This is a genomic window from Sulfurimonas sp. HSL3-2 (assembly GCF_039645965.1).
Classification (GTDB): domain Bacteria; phylum Campylobacterota; class Campylobacteria; order Campylobacterales; family Sulfurimonadaceae; genus Hydrocurvibacter; species Hydrocurvibacter mobilis.
Genome location: NZ_CP147917.1, coordinates 21,681 through 44,337, shown reverse-complemented (window position 1 = coordinate 44,337; position 22,657 = coordinate 21,681). Strand labels below are relative to the sequence as shown.

Below are 22,657 nucleotides of genomic sequence, written 5' to 3'. Positions count from 1 at the left end.
TCTTTAAAAGCGATTTTACAAAACCCCAACTTTATAAATGGTATTGTTTTGAAATTAGAGTAAATCTGCTAAGATTACTATATGAAAAGTCGTATCCTAGTATTTATCCAATTTGCTACAATATTTTTAATGCTCCTGCCCCTTGGCGGTGACATCAAACATCCATATGCAGGAATCATTCTAATCCTCGTCGGGCTACTCATAGGTCTGTCCGCACTGCATAAAAACAGACTCGGCAACTTCAACATCAGACCCGATATAAAAGAGGGCTGTATGTTTATCAATGACGGCATATACGGTTACATACGACACCCGATGTATACATCCGTACTTACAGGGATGTTCGGTGTATTCGTAGCATATGCGAACATCTACGCCGCTGCTTTGTACCTGATCCTCTTTATCAATCTGCTGGTAAAGGTGTTTTATGAGGAGTCTTTGTGGCGCTGCAGGGATGAGAGATACCAAGAGTATGCCAAAGACACCTACCGTCTTGTACCCTATATCTTTTAAAGGTCCAGCTTGAGCTCTATAATCTATTCTATTCTCAGTATCTACATCTTTATCGCAATGGGATTTCTTGCAAAGATGAGCTTTAAAGAGAAGATCGACGATAAGACCATCACCATCATCAATGTCTATTTTCTACAGGTATTTTTGACTTTCTGGGGGCTTTTACTTCGTCCTGTGGATATCACTCTGCTCTGGGCTCCTTCGGCTTATCTTGTCATCGTGCTTATCGTACTTTTACTCTCGATCATTGTCGCAAGAAGACTTTTTTCCGATCAAAAAGAGCGCTCGATAGCGACGGTCGCTGCCATCATAGGAAACACGGGAAACCTCGGCATCCCGCTTAATATCGCAATATTCGGGGAGGATTCCATCCCCTACACGACCATCGTGAACCTTGTCAATGTGTTCGTGGTCTACAGCTTTGGAGTCTACTACTACTCACGCGGAAACTTCGATGTCAAGACCTCCATCATGAACATCGTCAAGATTCCTATTTTATGGGCGGCGATAATCGCGATACTCCTTAGCGTAAATGGTTACAAGCCCTCTGAAACCATAGAGACGATGCTGATGATGGGAGCATACGCTTCGATGACGATGCAGCTGTTCTTATTTGGAATCTATCTCTACGGAACGAAGATAAAAGAGATCAGTAAAAGCCTTCTTACGCTTGTAGTTTCGGTCAAGTTCATTATCTTGCCGGTTGTGGCATTTTTGATCCTGATGCAGTTAGACCTCTCGCCGATGATAAAAGGGATCATATTTATAGAGCTGATGATGCCTTTGGCCATAGCAAACGTCAACCTTGCATCACTTTACGACTGTTCACCAAAAGTGGTCACGGCGCTAGTGTTTATAACCTCCGTTATGTTTCTGGGAGTGATATTTGCAGCTACGAAGATAATCGGGTATTTTTAACTAAAGTACAAGACCGCTATATATCTGGCGACTCTTAAAGTCGCTGCGATCAACAGAAAATAAAAGAAGTTGAGTCTTACCATTCCCGCGACGAGCGTTAGAGGGTCTCCGATGATTGGAAGCCATGATAGTAAAAGAGCATAGTAGCCGTAGGTATGTCCGACATGGTAAGCTTTTTTTCCGCTTCTGCTTTTTAAAAGTCTGTCTTTTGTCTTCTCATACAAAAAGTAGCCGAGATAGTAGTTTAGTATCACGGCTAGAATGTTGCCGCATGAAGCCACCAGCAGTGCCGTGTTCTTGTCAAGACCTGCTTCTACTGCCGTAAAAAGCGCTACTTCTGATGAAAAAGGAAGGATGGTCGCAGCCAGAAAGGCTGAGAGAAAAAGCGAAAATGCTATCAAAGTGAACGGATGTTCTCTACCACTGAAGCTATAAGAGTATCACGTGCTTCTTTGGATGTCCAAGCGATATGCGGAGTGATATAGAGACGATCTTTGTTCTCTACTTGTAAAAGCGGATGGTTCTGCGGTATAGGTTCGTGATGCAGTACATCCAGACCAAAATAGATATCTTTCTCATCCAATAACATTGCAGCATCCGCTTCATTGATGATACCGCCGCGTCCAAGGTTTAAGATGACGACGCCGTCTTTACATTTAGACATCGTCCTATGGTTTAAGAGGTTTAACGTTGCATTGTTCAACGGTGCGTGAATGGTGATGATATCGCTCTCTTCCAAGAGCTCGTCTAACGTCACACTGTTAAACTCGGAGTCTAAGTTTCTTCCGCTTGTAGAAAAATAGCTGACATCGGCTCCAAAAGCTTTGGCTAAAACAGCCACTTTTCTGCCGATCGTCCCAAGTCCGATCACTCCCCACTTTTTACCGCTTATCTCAAAAAACGGATGGCTGACATCGGTAAACACGCCGCTTTTACTCCAACTGCCGCTTTTAACAGCCTCATCATAGTATCTTGAATGCCCTACAAGATAAAAAAGCATAGAAAACGTGTGCTGCACGACTGAGTTTGTCGAGTATCCGGCGACGTTTCTGACTTCGATGCCGCATTTTTTCGCAGCTTCGAGATCGACATTGTTCATCCCAGTCGCTGCGATACAAATAAGGTTCAGTTTTTTAGCTTTTTGCATCGCCTCAGCTGTTATAACGACCTTGTTTGTCACTATAACATCTGCGTTAGCTATGCGCTCATCTAACTCTTCAGGCTTTGTCGTCTGATATACGATGACCGCGCCAAGATCGTCAAACCCTCTTAGATCGGTATCTCCAAATGTCACGGCATCGAGTAGGACTATATTCATCTTTATGCGTCTTTGATCTTTGTGATAAGGTCACGTGCTTGACGAAGTGCCGAGTTGACCTCATCTAGAACAAGAGCTACTGCCATACGGCGCCCTTTGTGTGACTCAGGTTTAGAGAATACTCTTACAAACGAGTTCGGTGTGAACAGGCTCTCGCTGACATCGACTACCGGTGAATATGAGTCTTTTTCCGATTTAAATGCTGCTGATGCACCGTCTCCGTAGAATGTAAATCCTAAAGGAAGTCCAAGTACCGCGCGAAGGTGAAGAGCGAACTCGCTCTGACTTTGAGTGATAAGCGTTACCATTCCCGTATCATGCGGGCGAGGACTCACTTCACTAAAGTAAACCTCATCACCCTTTACAAACATCTCGACACCAAAAAGTCCGCGTCCGCCAAGACCATCTGTGATCTTTTTAGAGATCTCTTGAGCGTTTGCTTTTGCCTTGTCGCTCATATGCATCGGCTGCCATGAAAACACATAGTCACCGTCACGCTGTTCATGTCCTATAGGCTCACAAAAAACAGTCTCTTTACCGTTACGGGCTGTCAGCATCGTGATCTCATAATCAAAATCTATGAAAGCTTCGACGATAAGCTCGCTTGCATCACCGCGAGCCTCTTTTGCCATCTCCCAAGAGTTTTCCAGATCATCTGCACTTCTAGCTACGCTTTGTCCGTGACCCGAACTGCTCATAACAGGTTTGATGACACATGGAAATCCAAGTCTGCCTGCAGCCTCTTTTAAACCTTCAAGAGTACTTACAAACTCGTATGGTCCGGTTTTAAGTCCTAACTTCTCCGCGGCAAAACGGCGGATGTTTTTACGGTTCATAGTCTTACTGACTGCATCTGCATTCGGGATAACGTTAAAACCTTCTGCTTGAGCATCATAAAGAGCGTCGATACTGATCGCTTCTATCTCCGGAAGGATGAAGTCCGGTTTCTCACGACGGATGATCTCTAAAACAGCTTCACGGTCCTGCATATTTACCACATGACTTCTGTGTGCGACATGATGAGCCGGAGCATTCTCATATCTATCGACTGCTATGACTTCAAGTCCTAAACGCTGAGCTTCTATGGCTACTTCTTTGCCTAGTTCACCTGAACCAAGAAGCATAATACGCTTTGAATTACTTTTTAATGGAGCAGAAAATTGCATCAAAAATCCTATGTTAAAATTATCGTAATTGTAACATAAGTTCCTTTGCAGAAAAGATTAAACTATCTTTCGTTAAAATCACAAAATGTTAAAAACAATTATTTTTTTATATATATTATTAATCTCATCATTAAACGCGCATGATAAGCCAGAAGATATCACGCTCCAGTTCCAATGGAAGCATCAGTTCGAGTATGCAGGATTTTATGCCGCTCAGGAAAAGGGATTTTACAAAGATGTCGGTCTTAACGTAAAGTTTAAAGAGTATGAAAACGGTATTCATCTTGTTGACGATGTCATAGATAAGAATGATACATACGGGATAACCTACTCTGACCTGATCGTCGATTATCTAAACGGCAAACCGGTTGTCTTTGTTGCGAATTTTTTTAAACACTCTCCTCTTGTTCTTGTAACACAAAACGATATTAAAACTCCTGCCGATCTTAAAAACAAAAAGATCATGGGGATAGAAAACACCGTAAAGAGCACGGCCTTTTTAATGATGTTCAAAGATTTCGGGATGAATATGGGCAGTTTCATTGATGTTCCTCCCAGCTTTAAAATAGATGAGTTTGTGGATAAAAAAGTCGATGCTATGGTCGTTTTTAGTACGAATGAGCTTTTTTATCTAGACAAAGCCGGTATAAAATACAATGTGTTAAACCCTTCCAGCTACGGAACGGAGTTTTATGATGTTAATCTTTTCACATCAAAAAATGAGCTTATAAACCATCCAAAAAGAGTAGAGAACTTTAAAAAAGCCAGCATCAAAGGATGGGAGTACGCCTTAAAGCATAAAGATGAGATCATCAAGCTCATCATGAAAAAATACAACACCCAGCACAAATCGTATGAAGCATTGCTGTTTGAAGCAAACCAGATCCAGCATATGGTACTTCCTTCCATCTTTCCTGTCGGAAGCATCGACCCTATAAGAGTCAGGATGATGGCAGAAGATTTTAAAGAGATGGGGATCGTGTCGGAAGAGACCCCATTAGACTTTAGTGATTTTATATATGAAAGCAAACATTATGACAGCGATCTGACAAAAGAGGAAAGAGATTTTCTTAATTCCAAAGGTACTCTTAAACTTTGTGTCGACCCTGATTGGATGCCGTTTGAAGGGATTAAAAACAGTAAACATATAGGCATAGCCGCAGACTTTTTTAATCTTATCAGAAAAAAAGCTGATGTCGATATGGAACTTTACCCGACGAAGACATGGCAAGAAAGTCTTGAAGCAGCGAAACAAAGAAAATGCGACCTGCTAACCTTGGCTTCTTCTACACCAAGCCGTTTAAAGTATATGGACTTTACAGACCCGTATATGAAACTTCCTATCGTCCTTGCCACTAAGATGGATAAGCCCTACACATACAACTTTTACTCACTTAAAGATGAAAAGATCGGTGTCGTAGGCGGATATGCGATCGGTGAGATACTTCGCAGCAAGTATCCGAACATGGATATTGTAAATGTTAAAAACATCCATGAGGGGTTAAAGAAAGTAGAACAGGGAGAGCTTTACGGCTATGTTGACAACCTGATGGTCCTAGCCTACACGATACAGCACGATTTTACGGGGCTAATGAAAGTATCTGCCAGAGTCAACGATACAGTTGCCCTTGCCATCGGAACAAGAAATGATGAACCGATCCTTCATGATATATTTCAAAAGCTGGTTCATACAGTTTCTGAAAAAGAGAAACAGCAGATCTATAACCACTGGGTCTCTGTTCAAGAGTCAAAAGAGATGGACTACTCTTTTCTCATCAAACTGCTGTCTGTTCTACTAATTATCGGGACAGCATTTTTATACCACTACTTTAAACTCAGAAGATATAGCGAGGAGCTCAAAAGACTTTCCATCACCGATTCACTGACGGGACTGTACAACAGAATGCAGACAGATAAAGCCCTGCAGTACCAATATGACCTCTTTACAAGGTACAAGACACCCTGCGGGATCATTATGCTTGATATCGACTATTTTAAAAATATCAACGATCAGTACGGGCATCAAACCGGAGACTATGCGCTTCAGCAATTTTCACAGATACTAAAAAATGCTGTAAGATCGACGGATATCGTCGGCAGATGGGGCGGGGAAGAGTTCTTGATCATCTGTCCAAATACGGATATCGAACAGACCGATAGTGTCGCAAATAACCTGAAAGAAAAAATCGCAGCATACCACTTTGCAAATAACCTCGGCCACCTGACAGCCAGCCTTGGTGTAGGCTGTTTCACTGAAAGAAAAAGTATAGACGATGTGATAAAAAGTATTGATACCGCGATGTACCTTTCAAAAGAGAAAGGCAGAAATAAAGTGACTAGAGCAGAGATTTAAAGCTTTTAAGAGTGAAAAGCCTGATATCCTCACTCTTGAGAGATTTCAACTCACTCGAAAAACCTCTTTTTGCGACAATCACAAAAACATCTGCTTTAATTTTTGCTCTGTTAGCGAGTTCTTCTAGTTTTGCTATCTCACTCTTTTTGAGTTTAGAGTTTGTGTATCGGCATGTACCGACGATCACTTTTTTAGATGCCGTCTTTGCGAAGATATCCAGTTCGACCTCTCTATCCCAGTAAGCACCTGTTTCGACCACTTTTTCTTCCGCAAAACTGATCTTCACAAGTTCGTTTGAAAGCTCTTTAAAAACCGCTTCGCGGAACTCTGCTATCTTGTTCTCATATCTTTGGTTGAACTCGTCATAGTTCCCCTCTTTGATCCCCTTAAAGATAGGTGCGACAAAGGCAAACCAAAAACGCATGAACGGAGTAGTAAATAGAAGCTTGTCGCTTACTCTTTCATCATCTACCCAGCTTGTGAACTGTTTTCTGGATTTTAGCAGTCTGACTATGTTTGTGTCCATAAGTTTTTTAGCGATCTCTCCTGCGTTTTCATCAGAGATCCTTGCTCTTTTAAATGCAGAGTGGATACGTCCGTCACCAAGCGCCAAACCTGTTAAAACGGCGCTGTACTCGACATCTACATGATGAGAGACCTGTTTATGCAGAAAGTTATAGTTAGTTAAGATATGTTCTACGATAAGCTCATAAACAGGCTTTTTGACATCTATCTTGATATCTGATCCGCCGAACACAGTAAAGTACTCTATAGCTGATTCAAGATCATCGAACTTGTTTTTTGTATAAAACGAGCGAAACTGCTCTAATAATGAGTTATTAATTGAAAAAATGGGATGGCCTTTTTTATAGGTGTTACTAAAATTATATCAGATTAAATGGTTAATGGAAGAAGTTTGTAGAGGTTGAGCAAAAAGCTCCCGAAGGAGCTAATTACTACAGGCGTGATTCATAACGTCTCATCATATAAAGACGTTTAAGCATTTTCTTACGAGCGCTAATTTTGTCTTTCTTACGCTTCTCAGTCTCTGTTTCATGGAAACGGCGAGCACGAGCTTCAGTAACAATCAGATTTCTATCTGTTTGTTTCTTGAAACGGCGGTAAGCTGCATCAAAATTATCGTCATGACGTAATACGATACCAGGCATTCACATCACCCACTTTCTTTAAAAATTTTTGAACTGGAATTGTATCATAATAATCTCTAAAACCCTAATCTACTTATCTTTTATGATGTGTTTTATGCTTATAGTTCTTTCTAAAACAGCTTTGACAGATCCCGTAGTTTGAGTTAAGCGGCAGCGGTTTCGTACAGAGTTTACATCTTGGGACAAAGTGGCTGTTTTTGAGTGAGTTCTCTATGTATCTGTTTAAAACTCCTCTGAAATGTCTTGCATTGTCGGCATCTACAAAATAATCGGCGAACCTGTAACTAAGCCACAGATACAGCGTGATCTCTTTGACACGATCCTCTATCTCTAAAAGTTCGTCCATCGTACTTGCGAACTCGCTTTTAAGATCCGGCGGAAGATAATAGATAGGCTCTCTTTGTTCGAGCTTATGCACATACCTTTCAAAAGATGCCATGATAAACGGCGACTTTAAAGTAAGAGGGGCAGAAGCCAGATGATACTTCTCTGCGATATCTAAGTCATACCCGTCGACTATCTTTGCCGCTTCGAGCATCGTCTCGATGTTCGCCGCAGTAAAAGGTCCGTCAAACTTCATGTTTTCAACAAAGAACTCCAGGATCTTTGTAAGCGAGTTCTCTTCAAGTATCGAGCCGACAAGTCTGATGTGATCAAGATTTGCCATTACTTTAAAAGGGATATCTACCTCTTTTGCGGGTTTTGACATATTTTTCTCTATAACATGCAGGGCATCACTTTTTAGCGCACCCACATATCCTATCTCGTTTAAGCCGTAACGTCCGGCACGTCCGGCGATCTGATGAACCTCTGAAGGTGTCAAAAACCTGTCTTTTTCACCGTCGAACTTCACGACCTTTGAAAAGAGTATGGTCTTGATAGGAAGGTTCATCCCCATCGCTATCGCATCTGTCGCTATCAGAATATCGGTCTCTTTTTCACGGAATCTACGTGCTTCTTCACGTCTGACCTCAGGAGAAAGGTTTCCGTAGACAACACTTACTTTGAAGTTACGAGAAAAATTCTGCTTCAGACGCAGAACATCTTTTCTTGAAAAAGCGATGATCGCCGTAGCAGGTCTGACATCGGCTATGGCTGTCGCAGTAGTAAGAAGTTTTAGTGGATTTTTTCTTTCAAACTCAACTATAGTGAGTTTTTCGCCAAGATACTCTGCGAGTTCGATTATCGCCTCTTTTGCGTTGATAGAACCTGTCATAATGATCTTTTGAGCAGGTGCACCGATAATGGCATTTGCCCATGCCCAACCGCGGTCGCGGTCATCTATCATCTGTACCTCGTCGATGACACAGACATCCACGTCCACATCAAAGTTAAGCATCTCGATCGTCGAGCTGATATGCGTCGCTTCCTCGTTGATAAGCTGCTCCTCACCCGTTATAAGAGAAGCATCCACTCCACTTGCGTTTAAGTCCTCATATCCTTCGAGTGCCAAAAGTCTGAGCGGTGCGAGATAGTAACCCGTATCCGCTGCTTTAAGCGCCTGCATCGCCTCATAAGTCTTCCCGCTGTTTGTCGGCCCGATATGCAGGATCAGTTCTCTTTTCATAGAGCGCGCAAGAGGGAAAAGATTTTTAAAGTCACGGATAGTACGTGCTAAAAGCATCTGGCGCTGGCGTTTTAAAAGCTGTTCCTGAATCGCTTTGTTAAAAGCATAAATGATCTTTCTATGCGTCTTCGGGCTGATCGAAAGATTATTGTCAAGATAGAGAGACAGCTGCTCATAGACCATCTCTAAAAGCTCTCCTTTTGGAAGCAAAAGCAGGGTCGAAGCTTTGTGACATTCATCGACCAGCATATTGAACTCGGCTTTAAAGTGCTCCTCCTGCTCTTTTTTTGCCTCTTCGATCATACTGTTTAGATTGAGTTCTTCACCCTTCCAGATTATACTCAGGATATCTTGAAGCTCTATGCTTGTGTGTACTTCATACTCTACGCTTTTGTCCAGATCTTCAAACACAAACTTCGCATCCGAGATTATGACCACATCCGCATCACTGATATGCAGATCGCTAACATCTGCGTTAGCCGTTAAAACAGCTTTTAAAACGGTTTTATTTAATGGAGGCAGTCTGAGATCAGCTGTCGGACTTGCCGTTTTTAATGCGTTTAGTATCTGCTCGTCGCTAAGGTAAGGATGCGGCTGCTTCAGGTTTTTAACGAATTCATCGACATCTTTTTGTTTTTTTGCCGTAGTATTCTCTTTTAGTAGAGAGATCTTTTTGATCAAGACCTCATCATCCTCATGCATCAACTCATCTATATCTATCACGGCAGTTTTTAAGACTGTTATCTTTTTAAAACTCTGGTGTTGAAACGTTATCGCGATGGAAGCATTGAACTCCAGTCTGTCGTCAAGATCAAACGTACCGTCTAGTGCTTTTTGCAGTCTCTCTTTTTTCTTCTCAAATCTTATATGCTGAAGCTTGGACTCGATCTTTGCATAGCTGATCTTTTTAGTCCTGACGTCTAAAAATATCCCGAAAAGTTCCATTCTCTCGTCGGGAGTCAGATCTTGGAACTCTTCTAGAAGAGATTCTATCTTCTCCTCTTTTTCTAAAGTAGGTTCTGCAGGAGTAAGCGGAGGGTAAAGTATCTTATCTTCTTGAAAAAAATGCAGTATATCTTCACGAACCACCATATCACCCGTCGACCAAAGCTGACGAAGTGCGCGAAGAAGCTCTTTTTTTGTAAACTCTACGTCATAAAGACCTATTGTGTGAGCGAGTTCTATCAGGGTCTTTTCCCCTACCCGCTCAATACCGACATCAAATGGATCACCGCCAAAAAAGTTTCGTATTTTTATATTTATCTTAGTCGATTTTTTATTTTTCTTTGCCATACGAAATTGTATCCTATTACTAACATCATGGATGTCGCTATAAAGTATAAATATTATACTATATCCATGAGATAAATTAGGTTATAAAACACAAACAATCAAATAATAAAGCATATCAAGGAAAAAAACTAGATCTTCCTTTTAAAGAGGGAGTAAACCTAATAATATATAATTTCTAAAAAAATAGCGGAGACAGTATGGATTTTCCTGATGAGTGGACTCAAGAAGAGTATCTTATTAACAAACAAAGACTCGAAAAAGAGGGAGTGAAGGTCCTGCTGATAGACACCATCCTCTCTCCCATAGAGAGAGCCGACAGCGTTGTCTACAATCCTTATGAGCTAAAACAGGAACCAAAGGGAAGCGTGTTTGTCTTTTACTGCGATACGGGAAAAGCGACACTTAACAGGCTTAAAGAGTTCAAAGAGAAATTTCCCGACTATATCTGCATCTCCCTCAAAGGCGGCAGAGGCTACTGGAGAAAAAACATGACGGTGACAGATGACCAATAGTTATATAGACGAGTTTTTAAAATGTCTTGACGAGGAACGTTTTTATGACGCACATGAAGCGCTCGAGGCGATCTGGTTCCCCCGCCGTTTTGAAAAGAGTGATGAGACAAACCTGTTAAAAGGCTACATCAATGCCGCTGTCAGCTTCGAACTCATAAAACGCGGAAGAGAAGATTCAGCTCAAAAGGTCTACAATAATTATCTGAAATATAAAACTTTACGCCTTAAGGTAGACTCTGCATATTCAAACAGATATGAAGAGATCGAAAAAAGAATAGAAAAACTCAAGCAAGAGGTATCATCCGATGTTTAATACACAAGATTATGCTCAATATGTAGATATGGTCGTAAACTATGCGGCACAATACAGTTTTAAGATATTCGGCGCGATAGTAATATTTATCGTCGGTAAATGGTTCGCACATAAGATAACGCTTGTCTCAAAAAAATTGATGGAAAAGTCAAAGCTGGATGCGACTTTAGTCGAGTTTAGCGAAAGTATCATCTACTTTGTCTTGATGCTTGCCGTCATTATGGCTTCGCTGAATGTCTTAGGAGTACAAACCACCTCTTTTGTCGCTGTATTTGGTGCTATCGGTCTGGCAGTAGGTCTGGCACTGCAGGGTTCTTTGGCAAATGTCGGAGCGGCAGTGCTCATCATGTTTTTTCGTCCCTTTAAGATCGGTGATACCATCGAAGCAGGCGGAGCGATGGGAACGGTTCAGGATATCAACCTTTTTTCGACTACGATCAGCCCGATCGACAACAGGACGATCATCATCCCCAACTCCAAGATCACCGGCGGAAACATCACAAACTTCTCAAACAAGACAGAACGCAGACTCGATCTTACCGTCGGTATCGGTTACGGTGATGATCTCAGACTGGCAAAAGAGATCCTGCTTGAGATATTAAATAAAGAGGAGCGCATCTCTAAAGACCCGGCACCATTTGTCGGGGTCACGGAACTAGGAGAAAGCAGTGTAAACTTTGCAGTCCGTGCATGGGTGAAAACAGAGGATTACGGTGATGTCCGTTTTGCGATGCTAGAAGAGATAAAACTCACATTCGATGAAAGAGGGATCTCGATCCCTTATCCTCAAATGGATATCCATCTAAACAACAAAAACTAATGTACTTGGCGAATTTTTTTCGCCTCATTCCTTACAAATAAAAACGCTGCAAATGCAACAAGCGCAGAACTTAAAAACAGGTATGTGCTGAAATACTCATACACGTACCCGCTGTAAAGCGCGCCTGCAAACCCGCCAAGTCCGTACGTTATGCCGAGAAAGAACTGCTGTGCGAGTTTTCTTTTTTTGTAAAGCGTAAACAGATAACTGATAGCAGCCGAGTGAAAAAGCGCAAACGAAAGAGCGTGAATGGACTGCGTGAAAAAAGAGATCACAAGATTTTGCGGAAACAAAAACAGCAGCAGCCATCTAAGTGCAGTCATAAAAGTCGTAAACTGAATGACATGCAGCAGGTTTTTTTGCAGAAACCTGCCTTGATAATAGAGCATAAATATCTCCATAACAACGCCGAAACTCCAAAGATAGATGGTCATATCCATGCTGATGCCGTGGTCTGTCTCGTAGATGGTAAAGAAGTTGTAAAAAGGACCGAAACTCACCTGCATCAGTGTCAGTCCCACCCACAAGCTCCAGTGAGAAAAGATATTTATATTTCCGCCTTGTGAACTCTCTATCTCTTCACTCTCAACAGGTTCGTTCTTTGCCACCAGATACCCAAAAAATGCCGTCATAGCAGTCACAAAGATAAGGTAAAATATGGCTATATTCACTCCGCTTAGATACTTCACCAAGACAAGCGCAACGACAATAAAGCCGATAGAACCGAAAAGTCTTACTTTCCCGTAACGCTCTTTTGTAATAACGCTCAGAGCTATCACCTCTACATAAGGCAGGATCAGACTGAGACCGACTCCAAACAGGATGTTTGTAAATATAAGCGCGTAAAAGTTGTAAAGCGTAAGGTAAAAAAGTATAGATGTAGCGACTATGATAACAATGGCGGTGTTAAAGACTCTTATATTGAGTTTGATCCCTTTTATAAAAGCGAACGGGACTAAAAAACGCACTAACGGAGCGGTCGCAAAGACGATACCTATCTCGACACCGTTATACCCGACCATGGAAAGAACTTTCGGTAAAAAGATCACATATATACCGATAATGGCAAAGTAAAAAAAGTAAAAAGCTGAAAGTAATATCTGCATTAAATTATGAGTGGATCTCTACCTCGACCGTGGAGCTTAAAAGATCGTGCAGAGCACGTCTGTCTTTTCTGTAGAACGGAAGCAGCAGACCCAAAAGCGTCGTAGCCGTAAATAGAAAAGCTATAAAACGCCAGATTGCGCGGAAAAATGAAATATTTTCAAAACTTTTTGCATCTACGACTTTCATGCTGTAGGCTTTTTTACCGGGAGTCTGACCGGTTCTAGTTATAAAGACAGCGTAGATCACGGCATACAAAGCCACCGCTGCGAACTGTGCGGCTCCAGACGCCTGAAACTCCTCTTTCCCATTTAAAACGACATAAGCGATGATATAAAGGATCGGAACATATATCATAAACATATCTGTTATAAAGCCCTTGATCTTATCTGTATATCGGGCATACATAACACTCTGTTTTTTATCAATATCTTTAGTAATTTTTTTCTGTTTTAATTTTCGCCATCTCATGGTGCAATTATAACCTACTTTATTTATTAACCTATAGAAGTAAAATTTACACTATCTTAAAAATATAAGTTTATCTGATAGGCATAGAAAGATTTTAATGTATAATACATACAGTAGGAGTCTAATATGCAAAAAAAGAACTTCAAATTAATATTTACTTTATACTTCATCGTCTTCGGTGTTTTCATAACGGCGCTGAGTACTCTCATCAGCTATAACATCCATGTAGTCAACATAAAAGACACCATCGACCGTTACGCTCAAGAGGTGTCATACAGCAAACTAAACGACTTTTTAAAACCAAATATCGATAAAATGAATGCCCTTACAAAGGCAATAGCCGATGATAAGACACTTGAGCAGTACATAAAGAACAATGATAAAAGTAAAATCAAAGATCTGAATAATCTCTTTTTGACTTTCGCAAACTCGGAAAAAAACATTATGCAGGCTCGATATATCGATGCTTCCGGAAAAGAGATAATACGCGTTAACAGAGACAACCTCCAAAGCCTTCCTTACATCGTCCCACAAGCAAAACTGCAAGACAAAAGTCTTCGTGATTACTTTACTACCGTTAAAAAGATACCGACACAAAAAATCTGGCATTCCGATATCGATCTTAATGTCGAAAACGGAAAGATAGATGTCCCTTACAGACCGACTTTTAGAGTCGCTATCCCCCTGTTTAAAACAAATAAGTTCGCGGGTATGGTCATTCTCAATATGTTAGTAAACGATCTCTTTTCATCTATACAAAGCTCGCCTATCTTTAACATCTATATCATCGACAAATACGGCAACTACATCCTGCATCCAAATGAAAGATACTCATGGAACAAATACACAGGAGTTAAAAGAAGTCTGTATGAGGATTTTCCTCATGATGCTTCAGATATCTTATCCGGCGGTACAAAAGGAAAGAACTTTTTTGCCTATAAGCTCGACAACATCCTGCAAAACGATGACGATGCTATCTTGATCTTACAGCCAAAAAAAGAGACAGAGAAGTCTTTGGAAAATGAGAACTTAATAGCATCGACTATTGTAGCTATCTTGAGCATTTTATTAAGTATTCCTCTTGCGATCTACGCTGCCAGCACTCCATCAAAACTTCAGAGGACGCTCCATGATGCAAATATCGAGATGAAACGTTTTGCCTATATTATCGATAAATATGTTATCACTGCCACTACAAATGTAACCGGTATCATCACAAGTATCAGCTCCGCTTTTTCCAAAACCAGCGGTTATACGAAAGAGGAACTGATAAATAAAAATATAAACATCGTCAAACATGAAGACACTCCAAAAAGTGTGCATAGCAATATCTGGTCGACTATCTTAAAAGGAAAACAGTGGAACGGTGAGATCAAGAACAAGACCAAAGACGGAGAAGCGTACTGGCTTGAACAGACCATTATCCCGATAAAAGACGATCATGATGAGATAGTCTCTTTTATGTCCGTAGGCACGGAGATCACTGCTAAAAAAAGACTGGAAGTGATCTCTGTTACCGATAAACTGACCGGGATCTTCAACAGACGTAAACTTGACGAGATCCTGCATTTAGAGATAGAAAAAGCAAAACGTTATGATAAGACGCTTTCTCTTATCATCATCGATATCGATCACTTCAAACGTGTCAATGACACTTATGGGCACCAAACCGGTGATAGTGTTTTAAGATCTGCTTCTCAAATACTACAAAACAATATCAGGAAGATCGACTTTCTTGGAAGATTCGGCGGTGAAGAGTTTTTGATCATCTGCCCTGAAACAGGCAAAGAGGGTGCTATGAGTCTTGCAGAAGATATGAGAAAACGGATAGAGGAGTATGAGTTTTCAACCGTTAAACATGTCACTATCAGTCTCGGTGTAGCCACATACGGCAGCGATGATGATGAGGAATCATTGATCAAAAGATGTGATGCCGCTCTTTATCAGGCTAAAGGCGACGGCAGGAATCAAGCTATTTACAAATAGTGATATGATTTAACATTTACAAATCATTAACTTTAACATCATATACTTTTAAATCTCAAATATGTTCTCCCCTTAACATTTTTGAAGATTTTCATTTTATACACTCCTTAAAAATTTAAAGTGTGGCTAAGCTAATTTCACCCCCTTTTATGCTTAGTCCCTTTATCTTTAAACCATCCTCTTAAATCCAAATTTGATATAATCCATTATGAATATAATTTTAACCACTTTAAACTCTCGTTTTACGCACTCTTCACTCGGACTCAGATATATCTATGCCAATATGAACGAGCTTACATGTAAGACGAAGATCATGGAGTTCAGCATCAATGACGCCCTCCAGTCAGTCGCTGAAAACATTCTCGATGAGAATCCTTCCATCATCGGTATCGGCGTCTATATCTGGAATGCAAGCGAGGTAAAAGAGCTTATAGAGATCATCAAAAAAGTCGCACCTGATACGACGATCATCCTCGGTGGTCCAGAGGTAAGTTATGAGCCGTTCCGTGTTGATTTCAGTGCGGCAGATTTTATCATTCAGGGTGAAGGGGACACCTCCTTTTACAACCTTGCAAAAAAGATAACATCGGGTGAAAAAATAGAACAGCGTATCATCAAACCCGTCATAGAAAACCTGAAATCCGTAGAACTCCCGTACAAATACTACACCGACGAAGATATAAAAAACAGATATATCTATGTCGAAGCTTCCCGCGGCTGTCCATTTCTTTGCGAGTTTTGTCTCTCCTCCATAGATGAGAAGATACGCAGTTTCGATCTTGATAAACTGATAGAGGAGTTTGAAGTACTTTGGCAAAGAGGCGCAAGAAACTTCAAGTTCGTCGACAGGACTTTTAATATCAATATGCGTCTGGCAAACCGTATATTAGACTTTTTCCTTAGTAAAGATGAGGAGTATTTTGCCCATTTCGAAGTCATTCCCGACCATTTTCCAGACTCTATTAAAGAGAAGATCACACGCTTTCCTCACGGCGCACTTCAGCTTGAGATCGGAATACAGACTCTAAATAATGAGATAGCAAATAACATCAACAGACCACTTAAGCTTGACAAGATAAAAGAGAACATAGAGTTTTTAGAGACTCGCACTACGGCTCATATCCACCTAGACCTCATCGTCGGTCTGCCGGGTGAGGATCTGGAGAGTTTTGGCAGAAATCTTGACGCACTGACACAGATGAGCAGCTGCGAGATACAGATAGGGATACTCAAAAAGCTCTCCGGTACGACAATAGCACGACATGACGAGACATTTGGGATGGTCTACTCCGACACGCCTCCGTACGACATACTAAAAACGCGTGAACTCAGTTTTAAAGATATCCAGAATATGAAGCGTTTCGCAAGGTTTTGGGATATCTACTACAACAGCGGAAACTTCAAAAATTCGATGCAGCTTTTAAAGAGCGATGGCAAGATATACAGCAGTTTTTCCGATTTTAGCTTATGGATATATGAACAGACTGCATCCACGTACAAGATCTCTCTTGACAGACAGGCCGAGCTGCTTTTTTCATACCTTACATGTAAACAAAACTGTGCAGAAGAACGCGTCGCAGAAGCGATGATAAACGACATCTTAAAAGTAAAAGGCCGAGCTGTACCAAAATACCTAAAACCGTTTTATACGCAGGAGAAGCAAGAGGTAGAGAGTAAAAGCTCTCATTTTAACAAGCGTCAGGCAAGGCATCAATAAGATTATGTGATATAATCATCACTATGTTTTTTAAGCACCTATTAGTCTTATTATTGGCACTTACATTTGCAGAAGCCGAAGCGTATGTATCGCAAAGCATCATAAAAAATGTAGAAAAAAAATACAATAAATTTGCCGAAAACAGATTTATCGATATGCAGCAAAGACTGGACGCCTTAAAAAATAAAAGCACGATAATCAAGCTAAACACTATAAACACTTTTTTTAACCAGGTAAGGTACAAATCAGACATGCAAAACTACAAGATGTCTGATTACTGGGCTACGCCTTGGGAGTTTTTAGCACGTGATGCCGGAGATTGTGAAGACTATGTGATTGCAAAGTTCTTTGCACTTAAATACCTTGGTATTGACCCTAAAAAGATGTATTTTACTTATGTAAAATCGACTCAGTTCAAAGAGGCGCATATGGTACTGACATATTTTGAGACGCCTACTTCAGAACCGCTTATTTTAGACAATAACAACCGCTTTGTACTTCCGGCTAGTAAACGCCCTGACCTTATACCTATCTATAACTTCAACGGCGATATCCTTTCTAAAGCGGCAAAAAAAGCCCACCAAAAAACTACAAAGAAGTGGGATGATCTGATTCAAAACACAAAAAAAGGAAAAATATGACTCTCTATAAACAACTATCTTTTTTAGTCACTCTTTTACTGATAAGTATATTTATCATCGTGTTAGGAGTAAATTTTAAAAACTCCACAGATTCAGTGCAGGAACAGCTGTATGCCGATGCAAAGAACACCGCTACGTCTCTAAGCCTCTCACTTGCCAGTGCCAACGGCAATATCTCTATGATGTCGACTATGATAAATGCGAACTTTGACAACGGTTCATATCAAAACATCACTCTTATGGATATGAACGGAGAGCTTTTGTATGAACGTCACAGTGAAGAGAAGACCATAGATGTTCCAAACTGGTTTATAGAGATGATCCCTATCAAGGCGCCCGTCGCTTCTGCTAACGTATCGGCAGGATGGAATCCTATAGGCATTTTAAATGTCCAAAGCTCTACTTCTGATGCCTATCAGCATCTTTATGAGATACTATGCTCACTTGCGGTCTCCTTTTCGATCACATTCGTGATCTCCGTGGTCATCTTGTATATCTTGCTTATCGTACTTCTAAGACCGCTAAAAGAGATACGCCATCAAGCCGACGCTATCTCTAACAACAGATTCATTATCCAAGAGTATCTGCCGTATACAAAAGACTTCAGCGAAGTGGTAAAAGCGATGAACATCATGGTCAAAAAAGTGGAAGATATCTTTAACAAAGCCAATGATGCACTCCGCCGTCAATCGGAACTTATGTATAAAGATGAAGCTACGGGCCTGTACAACAGAAAGTACCTGCTAAACAAACTGCCCGAATACCTCAAAATTGATGCACAGATACCAAGCGGGGTCTGTATCATGCTCAGTGTAAACGGCGTACAGGAAGCAAACAAGATACTCGGCCGTCAAAAAGTGGACAAACTGTATGAAGATATTGCAAGAATGCTAAAACAGCACTCTAACGATTTTGAGAACTCTCTGGTCGTACGTATGAACGGTACCGAGTTTTTTATCCTTCTTCCTAGATGCAGTGAAGTAAACGGTATCTCTATAGCAGAGTATATGAGTCATGCAAGTGACATCTTACTAAGCAAAGACCTTGACAGGACAAAAACATTCCTCACTTTCGGTGTTTATGAGTACAACCATAAACAGACGGTCTCTCAACTGCTCAGTGCATCCGATTATGCACTCTCTCAGGCCAAACTCTTTACGGACAAGACTCATGTCTACTTCCATAAAACAGAATCTGATGCCGAGATCATGGGGAAAGAGGAGTGGCGTGAAGTTATAGATTTTGCGATCCAACACAATACGATCCATTTTGACACGTACAAGGCCGTGAATGCAGGAACAAAAGAGGTCATCCATAATGTCCTGACAATCGCTATCATCTCTCAAGACGGTCAAAAATACTCATACGGTAAGTTTATTGCGCCTGCCATCACGCTTGGACTTGATATAGAGATATATAAAAAAGCTCTTGTGAAGATATTTAAAGAGCCTAATGCTGAACTAAAAGGATCAGTATGTTCACTCAGACTCTCCAGTCAGTACCTTGAAGATACACTGACATTTTCAGAACTCAAACATCTTCTTGACAAGTATGCTAAAGATCTGCCCTTTAAGCTGATAATCGAACTCCCGGATAAAGCCTTAAGCGCTGACTCTGAAAACCTGCAGTTATATAAAGAGCTGTTTGAACTTCATAACATACAGCTGGGAGTATTTGAGTTTATCGGGGAATCGGAAGACTACAGATATCTAAAAGAGTTAAGACCGGCATATATAAAAGCTGAGATCGAGTACTTACTGAGTCAGACGACTCAAGACCTCTCTTCACTTCAAGTCGTGGCAGACTCGATAGGCATAGACCTTATAGCGACAGGAGTCATGGACAAGGAATCGCTTGAAAAACTCCAAGCGATACGTATAGATAAAGTTCAAGGGAGAGTGACGGAGATGCTGAGTTAAGCTCCTCTGGAGTTTAATCCTCTTGCTATCGCGTCGTTTATCTCTTTCACATAATCCGGATTCAGTGCTGCAAGCTCTTTATCGAACTTCACGATCATCTTTGAAGTGGCGTTTTTGTGTCTGCATATCGTAAAAAGGACATCCATATATCTGTCAAAATCAGGATGTGCACGTACACCGAGTCTTGGATGGATATTTCCGTGATACTTGATTATAAGTTCTAATGCCTCTTCCAACTGTTTTGCATTACTTCTTTTATTTTTAATAATCTTTCTAAGTGACTCAAAATCAAACTCTTTTGTTTTCGTTTCTTTGACCGGTTCTTGTATTGATAATTTAGTGGTTATCGTCTTAGTTATCTCTTCATTTGGTTTGACGATCAAAAATATCAGTACGACCAAAACGATTAAAAGTCCTAAAACAGCCATTATAAGGTTTAATGTAATCATGCGATAATTGTATCAAGTTTTTACATATTTATACTTGATTTATTCACATCAAATTAACATTTTTGTTAAAAATTATATTTTTGTGATTGCAAGCGATAGAAAGGGACAGGTTCTATCGCTAAGTTCGAAGATAGAAAGGGAAGGGTTCTATTGCTTCTTTGAAGAATGAAATGAAATCGTGGTGACAAACACGATGGAGAAATTTTACAGGAGTATGATTACATCTTGATTACATCTGAAAAAAACATTATGGTATAAAAATTGCTTTTATCTCAAAAACTCTCTTACATGTAGAGAAATTTGGAGAATAGATATGATAATGTCAGCGACAAAAGTAGATAAATCATCTTCACAGCCGCAACTTCCTTTAACCGATAAGTCCGGCAAGAGCGATGCAAATGATTTTTCCAAACTTCTACAATCTATCTCATCTGCACAAAAAGCAGACCAAAAAACTTTAAAAGAGGGAGCATTAGCGCTTCATCTTGATGATGCAAAAGAATCGACAGAAACAAAAGCCGATGCAAAAGATAGCTCAAAAAAGGGTGAACTGCTATCTCTTTTAAAAAATGACAACACTCAAGATACAAAAGGGTTCATAATCAATCCCGAACTCACAACGATGATGGATGCAAAATCATTAAAAAATGCCATCAAAGACGCAAGAGAGTATCTAAAAGATCAGATCAAAAACTCTCTTGCATATAAACAAGGCGAGATCAAAGAGCTTCCAAAAACTACAAAAGGTCTTGTTGCACTTGCAAAAAAGATCGGCATCGATGTAGAGAAGATAACTATTGAGACGGTTCAGGCAAAAAGCAAGAAAGATATAAAGCTTGAAGATGCGGTTACTACAAAAAAAGTATCTCTAAAAGAGACTCCAAACGCTCAAAAAACTGAAACAAAAAATACCGTAGCAGAGGTCAAAGCTCAGCCTTTAACGCAACCCTCTGAAGATACAACCCTAAAAAAAGTATCTCTGTTCAAACTCTCTCAAAACGTCGCTTCATCGCATACGACGGCAGAGCTCGTCGATAAAAAACAGCTCAAAACCGAAAAAGCACCGGAGAAGAGTGACAGCGCGCTACGAGCACTGCTTCACGGAGAAAAAAACATCAATACCAGACCTTTAAATCTGGAAACAAAAACAGAATCAAAGATAGAATCAAAACACAAGACGCATTCGTCCGTCTTAAGTCAGCTTCTGCATGGAGAGACTTCGGATAATAAAAATATAAACATACAGACGCCGGCAGATGCATCTACTGTAAAACCGGCTTTTTCTCACGGTGAGCACTCCATACATACAAAAGATGTAGATCAGGATCTCGGCGTTAAGATCAATGAGGCAAAACAGATGGTCAAGTATCTGGCGCATGATATAAAACAGGCGATAGAGGACTACAAACCGCCTTTTACAAGGATAAAAGTCAAACTCAATCCTGCAAAATTCGGTGAAGTCGACCTAACGGTCATACAGCGCGGTAAGAACGTACATGTAAACATCTCATCCAACTCGGCAGCCATCAATACATTGGCTCAAAATGCAAATGATCTGAAAGTCCAGCTGAATCAAAATGGAATGAATAATGCTTCATTGAACTTCAATAGCTCGTCTGACAATCAAGGTCAACAGCAGCAACAAAGTGGTCATCATAAAGAAAATGCAAAAAAAGCTTACGAGTATTTTGATAATGATGAGACGAATGAAGAGATACTAAGCTCTTTAGAGATCGTGGTCCCACGATACATATAAAGGATAAATCATGACAACTGTAGATACAACGTCGACATCAAGTGTAAATAACCAGCCTGCCGGTACAAATCCAAAAGGGATCCTCGGTAAAGACGACTTCTTAAAACTGCTTCTAACAGAGTTGCAGTACCAAGACCCGACCGCACCTATGGATACGGACAAGATCTTGCAGCAGACATCTCAGCTGGCAACGTTAGAGTCTTCTGATAATACTAACAAAGCGTTAGAGACTCTCTCTGCATCTTTACAAAACTCTCAGCAGTTCTCGACAATATCTGCTATCGGTAAAACTGCCGATCTTGGGTATGACACTGTTTCTGCTAACGGTGACGGTACCTCTACGGATTTTGAGATGTACTTTCCGTCCGATGCACAAAGCGGGACTATCACCATCACCGATACCAACGGCAATACCGTGGATACTATCGATATCGGGACAAATCCAAAAGGTGTCTATCAATTTACATGGGACGGTAAAGACACGGCGGGCAATACTGTCGATGCAGGACTTTACCATGTCAATGCGACTTATCTGGATGCTAACAATCAGACACAAGGGACAAGAGTCGGGGCATACCCTATCGAGTCTGTAAAATTCGACGGTTCTAACACTCTTTTAAGAGTGGGTTCCGGTTTTGTTTCTCTTGCGGATATTAAAGAGGTTTACTAGTC

Annotated in this window: 21 protein-coding genes; 12 read left to right on the top strand and 9 right to left on the bottom strand. The window is 40.7% G+C overall.

All coding sequences use genetic code 11. The features are described 5' to 3' along the window. Window positions 1–81: 81 nt before the first annotated feature. Window positions 82–513, top strand: a complete 432-nt coding sequence (locus WCX87_RS00200) for a methyltransferase (RefSeq protein ID WP_345980034.1) — start codon at window positions 82–84, stop codon at window positions 511–513. 9 nt (window positions 514–522) lie between these two features. Continuing rightward, on the top strand, window positions 523–1,431 hold the full coding sequence (locus tag WCX87_RS00195; protein WP_345980033.1) for an AEC family transporter: 909 nt from the start codon (window positions 523–525) through the stop codon (window positions 1,429–1,431). Here WCX87_RS00195 and WCX87_RS00190 read toward each other — a convergent pair. From WCX87_RS00190 to purT, 3 genes are read right to left on the bottom strand one after another with little or no spacing between them, the layout of a single operon-like run. Further along, on the bottom strand, window positions 1,428–1,832 hold the full coding sequence (locus tag WCX87_RS00190; RefSeq protein ID WP_345980032.1) for a YqaA family protein: 405 nt from the start codon (window positions 1,830–1,832) through the stop codon (window positions 1,428–1,430). The genes WCX87_RS00195 and WCX87_RS00190 overlap by 4 nt on opposite strands. Further along, window positions 1,829–2,749 (bottom strand): D-2-hydroxyacid dehydrogenase, encoded by a 921-nt coding sequence (locus tag WCX87_RS00185; RefSeq protein ID WP_345980031.1) that lies wholly within the window; start codon window positions 2,747–2,749, stop codon window positions 1,829–1,831. The genes WCX87_RS00190 and WCX87_RS00185 overlap by 4 nt, the downstream gene beginning before the upstream one ends. Window positions 2,750–2,751: 2 nt before the next feature. After that, window positions 2,752–3,915, bottom strand: a complete 1,164-nt coding sequence (gene purT / locus WCX87_RS00180) for a formate-dependent phosphoribosylglycinamide formyltransferase (protein ID WP_345980030.1) — start codon at window positions 3,913–3,915, stop codon at window positions 2,752–2,754. Between the two features lie 85 nt (window positions 3,916–4,000). Here purT and WCX87_RS00175 point away from each other — a divergent pair, with 85 nt between their 5' ends. Continuing rightward, window positions 4,001–6,268, top strand: coding sequence for a diguanylate cyclase (locus WCX87_RS00175; RefSeq protein ID WP_345980029.1), 2,268 nt, complete (start codon window positions 4,001–4,003; stop codon window positions 6,266–6,268). On the opposite strand, the gene WCX87_RS00170 is transcribed toward WCX87_RS00175, so the two are convergent. From WCX87_RS00170 to WCX87_RS00160, 3 genes are all read right to left on the bottom strand, one after another. After that, window positions 6,252–7,025, bottom strand: coding sequence for a DUF234 domain-containing protein (locus tag WCX87_RS00170; protein WP_345980028.1), 774 nt, complete (start codon window positions 7,023–7,025; stop codon window positions 6,252–6,254). The two genes, WCX87_RS00175 and WCX87_RS00170, sit on opposite strands and share 17 nt — an antisense overlap. A gap of 199 nt (window positions 7,026–7,224) precedes the next feature. Further along, window positions 7,225–7,437 (bottom strand): 30S ribosomal protein S21, encoded by a 213-nt coding sequence (gene rpsU / locus WCX87_RS00165; RefSeq protein ID WP_345980027.1) that lies wholly within the window; start codon window positions 7,435–7,437, stop codon window positions 7,225–7,227. A gap of 73 nt (window positions 7,438–7,510) precedes the next feature. Continuing rightward, entirely contained in the window at window positions 7,511–10,297 is a 2,787-nt protein-coding gene (locus tag WCX87_RS00160; RefSeq protein ID WP_345980026.1) for a helicase-related protein, read from the bottom strand. A 197-nt stretch (window positions 10,298–10,494) separates the two neighbouring features. Here WCX87_RS00160 and WCX87_RS00155 point away from each other — a divergent pair, with 197 nt between their 5' ends. The 3 genes from WCX87_RS00155 to WCX87_RS00145 are packed head-to-tail and all read left to right on the top strand — an operon-like array spanning window position 10,495 to window position 11,942. Further along, a complete protein-coding gene (locus WCX87_RS00155) occupies window positions 10,495–10,809 on the top strand; it encodes a hypothetical protein (protein ID WP_345980025.1) in 315 nt (104 codons plus the stop codon). Continuing rightward, window positions 10,799–11,122, top strand: coding sequence for a DUF309 domain-containing protein (locus WCX87_RS00150; RefSeq protein WP_345980024.1), 324 nt, complete (start codon window positions 10,799–10,801; stop codon window positions 11,120–11,122). Before WCX87_RS00155 ends, WCX87_RS00150 begins: the two co-directional genes overlap by 11 nt. After that, a complete protein-coding gene (locus tag WCX87_RS00145) occupies window positions 11,115–11,942 on the top strand; it encodes a mechanosensitive ion channel domain-containing protein (protein WP_345980023.1) in 828 nt (275 codons plus the stop codon). Before WCX87_RS00150 ends, WCX87_RS00145 begins: the two co-directional genes overlap by 8 nt. Here WCX87_RS00145 and WCX87_RS00140 read toward each other — a convergent pair. Both WCX87_RS00140 and WCX87_RS00135 read right to left on the bottom strand, forming a co-directional pair. Continuing rightward, entirely contained in the window at window positions 11,939–13,048 is a 1,110-nt protein-coding gene (locus tag WCX87_RS00140) for an MFS transporter (RefSeq protein ID WP_345980022.1), read from the bottom strand. The two genes, WCX87_RS00145 and WCX87_RS00140, sit on opposite strands and share 4 nt — an antisense overlap. A 4-nt stretch (window positions 13,049–13,052) precedes the next feature. Next, window positions 13,053–13,517, bottom strand: a complete 465-nt coding sequence (locus WCX87_RS00135) for an RDD family protein (protein WP_345980021.1) — start codon at window positions 13,515–13,517, stop codon at window positions 13,053–13,055. A 126-nt stretch (window positions 13,518–13,643) separates the two neighbouring features. Between WCX87_RS00135 and WCX87_RS00130 the strand changes: the two genes are divergently transcribed. From WCX87_RS00130 to WCX87_RS00115, 4 genes are all read left to right on the top strand, one after another. Further along, window positions 13,644–15,503: a diguanylate cyclase gene (locus WCX87_RS00130; protein WP_345980020.1), complete on the top strand. Its 1,860-nt coding sequence runs from the start codon at window positions 13,644–13,646 to the stop codon at window positions 15,501–15,503. Between the two features lie 208 nt (window positions 15,504–15,711). Next, window positions 15,712–17,220 carry a DUF4080 domain-containing protein gene (locus tag WCX87_RS00125; protein ID WP_345980019.1) on the top strand — a complete coding sequence of 503 codons (1,509 nt, stop codon included), beginning with the start codon at window positions 15,712–15,714 and terminating at the stop codon, window positions 17,218–17,220. Window positions 17,221–17,243: 23 nt separating this feature from the next. Continuing rightward, window positions 17,244–17,861 carry a transglutaminase-like cysteine peptidase gene (locus tag WCX87_RS00120; protein WP_345980018.1) on the top strand — a complete coding sequence of 206 codons (618 nt, stop codon included), beginning with the start codon at window positions 17,244–17,246 and terminating at the stop codon, window positions 17,859–17,861. Beyond that, complete coding sequence (locus tag WCX87_RS00115) at window positions 17,858–19,780, top strand: LapD/MoxY N-terminal periplasmic domain-containing protein (RefSeq protein ID WP_345980017.1); 1,923 nt, start codon at window positions 17,858–17,860, stop codon at window positions 19,778–19,780. Before WCX87_RS00120 ends, WCX87_RS00115 begins: the two co-directional genes overlap by 4 nt. On the opposite strand, the gene WCX87_RS00110 is transcribed toward WCX87_RS00115, so the two are convergent. After that, on the bottom strand, window positions 19,777–20,229 hold the full coding sequence (locus tag WCX87_RS00110) for a hypothetical protein (RefSeq protein WP_345980016.1): 453 nt from the start codon (window positions 20,227–20,229) through the stop codon (window positions 19,777–19,779). The genes WCX87_RS00115 and WCX87_RS00110 overlap by 4 nt on opposite strands. A gap of 319 nt (window positions 20,230–20,548) precedes the next feature. On the opposite strand from WCX87_RS00110, the gene WCX87_RS00105 reads away from it, so the two are divergent. After that, window positions 20,549–21,985, top strand: a complete 1,437-nt coding sequence (locus WCX87_RS00105) for a flagellar hook-length control protein FliK (RefSeq protein WP_345980015.1) — start codon at window positions 20,549–20,551, stop codon at window positions 21,983–21,985. 10 nt (window positions 21,986–21,995) lie between these two features. Next, window positions 21,996–22,655, top strand: coding sequence for a FlgD immunoglobulin-like domain containing protein (locus WCX87_RS00100; RefSeq protein WP_345980014.1), 660 nt, complete (start codon window positions 21,996–21,998; stop codon window positions 22,653–22,655). The last annotated feature ends 2 nt before the right edge of the window (window positions 22,656–22,657 follow it).